General features: G+C 71.3%; 3 protein-coding genes and 1 pseudogene. 2 read left to right on the top strand and 2 right to left on the bottom strand.

Annotation, left to right across the window (positions count from 1 at the left end; genetic code table 11):
* Both VNW53_RS04045 and VNW53_RS04040 read left to right on the top strand, forming a co-directional pair.
* On the top strand, nucleotides 1–772 hold a 772-nt coding region (locus VNW53_RS04045; protein WP_325553796.1), incomplete at its 5' end, for a hypothetical protein.
* Between the two features lie 62 nt (nucleotides 773–834).
* Nucleotides 835–1,323 carry a DUF3617 domain-containing protein gene (locus tag VNW53_RS04040; protein ID WP_325553795.1) on the top strand — a complete coding sequence of 163 codons (489 nt, stop codon included), beginning with the start codon at nucleotides 835–837 and terminating at the stop codon, nucleotides 1,321–1,323.
* Here VNW53_RS04040 and VNW53_RS04035 read toward each other — a convergent pair.
* Nucleotides 1,320–3,044: an ArnT family glycosyltransferase gene (locus VNW53_RS04035; protein WP_325553794.1), complete on the bottom strand. Its 1,725-nt coding sequence runs from the start codon at nucleotides 3,042–3,044 to the stop codon at nucleotides 1,320–1,322. The two genes, VNW53_RS04040 and VNW53_RS04035, sit on opposite strands and share 4 nt — an antisense overlap.
* A 113-nt stretch (nucleotides 3,045–3,157) precedes the next feature.
* Nucleotides 3,158–3,297, bottom strand: a pseudogene (locus tag VNW53_RS04030) (IS5/IS1182 family transposase); the annotation flags it as partial.

Here is a 3,297-nt window from a genome sequence, read left to right as displayed (position 1 = left end):
GCGGACCCATGCGGCCGTGCCGGTGAACGGGGGCGACCAGATCGTGGTGACCTCGACCACGCTGGGCGGCGTGCTGATCGCCGACGCGCGCACCGGCGCTGTGCTGGCCAGCATCAAGACCGGAGCCAAGCCGGACGGCGCCTTCCTCGAACCGGTCACGGGCCTGGTCTGGGTGATGGACAACGCGGGCGGCGGGGTCTCGCTGATCGATGCGAAGACCCGCACCAAGGTGGGCGTGATCCCGGTCGAGGGCGCGCTCGAGAGCCCGGCCACCGACGGCAAGGGCCGTGTCTTCATCAACGTCGAAGACAAGAACGAGATCGCCGTGCTCGACGCCCACACGCGCAAGGTCACCGGCCACTTCAAGCTGGCCGGCTGCGAGGAGCCGAGCGGCCTCGCCTATTCGCCGCCGGACGGGCGGCTGGTGTCGGTCTGCGCCAACGGCGTAGCCAAGGTCGTCCAGGCCGCGGACGGCAAGGAAGTGGCGAGCCTGCCCATCGGCCTGCGCGGCGACACGGCGGTCTACGATCCCCGGCGGCATGTGGTCTATGTGCCCACCGGCGCCGACGGGAAACTGAGCCTGATCTCGCCGGCGACGGCCAAGGTGGTCGGTGTCGTGACGACCCAGGCGGGCGCCCGCACCCAGGCCCTGGACCCCGCCTCCGGCACGCTCTATCTGCCGGCGGCCGATTTCGCGCCGCCCGCCCAGGCGGGCGGACGGCCGACAGCGATCCCCGGGACCTTCGTCGTCCTCAAGGTCGGCGGAAAATAGCCGTCTTGGCGCCACGCTCCGCGCGTCGTCTTGCACGGCGGGCGGCGTGGCGTTGGAGCGGCATGGGAACGGAAAACAGCGCGACCGCCCGGTCTTGGGCCGCCTTCGCCTGCGCTGCGGCGCTGGCGGCCTCGCCCGCCGCGGCGCGCGCCGACGCGGGCGCGCCCCTCCCGGGCTATTGGGAGACCACCAACACCTGGATCTTCGTCTTCCACTTCAAGACTGTGGAGCGGAAGTGCTTCACCGCGGCCGACATCGCAGGCGTCCTGCAGGGGCCCAGCAACTCGCACTACGCCTGCACCTATCCGACCCGCGAGGCCGGTGACGGCCATCTGGTGCTCAAGGGGACCTGCGTGGAGACCCACGGCCAGGTCGCCCAGATCTCCGCCCAGGGCGCCTACGATCCCACGACCTTCAACCTGACGGCCGACCTCAGAACCAGGATCGCCGGCATACCGCTGAGGGGGACTGGAACCACCTCCGCGCGCCGCCTGGGCGACACCTGTCCGCTCGAGGTCCCCAAACCTCGGCGCGACCGGGGCGGCGGCTAGGTCCCGGATTCGGGCGGCGCCGGGGAAGGGGAGGCGACGCTGTCGTGCGCCTTCAGCACCCGCCACTGGTCCAGCGCCCCCTCGGTGGGCTTGCCGAGCTCCGAGCAGGCCGCCAGCAGGCCGTGCCCGGCGAAGAGGTGCAGCCGCACTTCCGGGCGGCCACGCCGGCCGAAGGCGGCGACCTTCAAGGGCTCCACGCTGGCGAAGCATCGGCTGACCCGGCCGAGGCCCGCGCCGAGATCCTCCGGCTTCACGACGATCAAGGCGTCCCGGCCGACCAGATTGCCGGCCGGCCGCATGTAGCCGAACCCCCGCGGGTCGTCCGAGAAGATCGCCACGGCCGCGCGGTCAGCGAAGACGGCCTGCAGCCGGCCGGCTTCGTTCCACTTCATGGAGACGACGAAGGCGTTGGGCCGGCGCAGCACCGCGAGGTCCGCGACCTGCGGCCCCAGCGCCGTCCATTCGACGGATTCGATCGTCGGGTCGCCCTTCCTGAAGGTCGCGGGCCAGGTCCGGCCGACCCAGCCCGTGCCGGCGTCTCCCGTCAGGACGACCCACAGGACGAGGGTGGCGGCGAGCGAGCTGACCGCCCAGACCCTCGGCCAACGGCGATCGAGGTCGGCGTGCGCGAGGCGGTCGGCCAGGAGCGGCAGCAGGAACAGCCATGAAGGCATCGCCCAATGGGGCAGGGGCGCCTGGCCCCAGATGGGGGTCAGGGCGAACAGCAGGACCCCCGGCGCGCCGAGCGCGACGCAGAACCAGCGCCTCTGGTCGGCGGGACCGGCCTTCACGGCTCGGCCGGCCGCCAGCGCCAGCGGTGCGAACACCCACGGCAGCAGGACCGCGGCCTGGCCGGCCAGAGCAAGCGCGACGGCTCCTGGGCGCAGGCCGTGCGACGGCGCCGCGCGGCCGCCCTGGAAGGTGAAGGAGGCCCAGTGGTTCTGGGCGTTCCAGATCAATACCGGCGAGACGATCAGGGCGGCCACCAGGGCGGCGAGATAGGGCCAGGGACCTCTCAGGCTGGCCCGCCCGCGCGGCGTGCTGACCAACAGGACGGCCACGCCAAGCCCGAACAGCACCGCCTGGTACTTCGACAGGCCCGCCAATCCCAGCCAGCCGCCCGCCGCGAGCCATGACCACGCGACCCCGCCGCGGCCCGGCCCCGCTCGATCGTCGGCGTCCAGGAACACGGTCGTCAGTGGGCAGGCCGCGGCGAGCAGGCAGAAGATCAGCGGGCCGTCCGGCAGGATCCAGGATCCCGCCGCCACGGTGAAGAAGGCCGAGATGTTCAGGATCAGGACCGACCAGACGCCGGCCCGGCTCCCGAACAGCCGCCGGGTCAGGACGAACAGCAACCAGGATGATCCGGCGAACAGCGCCACGAACGGCAGGCGCGCGGCGCGGCCATAGCCCAGGAGCCCGCCGAACAGGTGGACGAGCCACAGGTGGAGCGGCGGGTGGTCGAAATAGGAAAGGTGCAGTTGCCGGGCGATGGCGGCCGTGTAGGCCTCGTCGACGCCCAGCCCGACCAGAGTCGCCGACGCCACGCGCAGCAGCGAAAATCCGACGATCAGCGCCAGCGCGGCCTGGGCCGGGCTGAGGATACGGAACGCCGCCCGTCGCCGTGGGGCGATTGCGACCGTCGAATATTGCAGGGGGATGTTCAGCGGTCGGGCGCCATTGCGTCGTGTGGCCCCTGCCCGCGAGCCCGCAACAAACATCAGATCTGGGCGGAGTCACGGCGGTATCGTGCGCGCCTGAAACAAACGCCGCTTTGGGCCCCTGTCGGACCCGTTTTGTCCGTTCCGGCGTCTTCGCCTGAACCGGCAGGGGTCTAGGTCGTGGACTCATAAGCTCTGAGCCAGAGTCGAGTTGAGGCGAGGAGCACGGCGGCAAGGAAGTTCCTGGCGAGCTTGTCGAAGCGCGTGGCGACACGGCGGAAGTGCTTGAGTTTGCAGAAGTAGCGCTCGACGA

Origin of the sequence: Phenylobacterium sp. (assembly GCF_035569475.1) — a bacterium.
GTDB lineage: Bacteria > Pseudomonadota > Alphaproteobacteria > Caulobacterales > Caulobacteraceae > Phenylobacterium.
This window is presented reverse-complemented; position numbering and strand designations above follow the sequence as displayed.

Excerpts from the sequence above, each read along its gene's own strand:
- VNW53_RS04035 (WP_325553794.1), bottom strand. The coding sequence starts at position 3,044 with ATGTTTGTTGCGGGCTCGCGGGCAGGGGCCACACGACGCAATGGCGCC.
- VNW53_RS04040 (WP_325553795.1), top strand. The coding sequence starts at position 835 with ATGGGAACGGAAAACAGCGCGACCGCCCGGTCTTGGGCCGCCTTCGCC.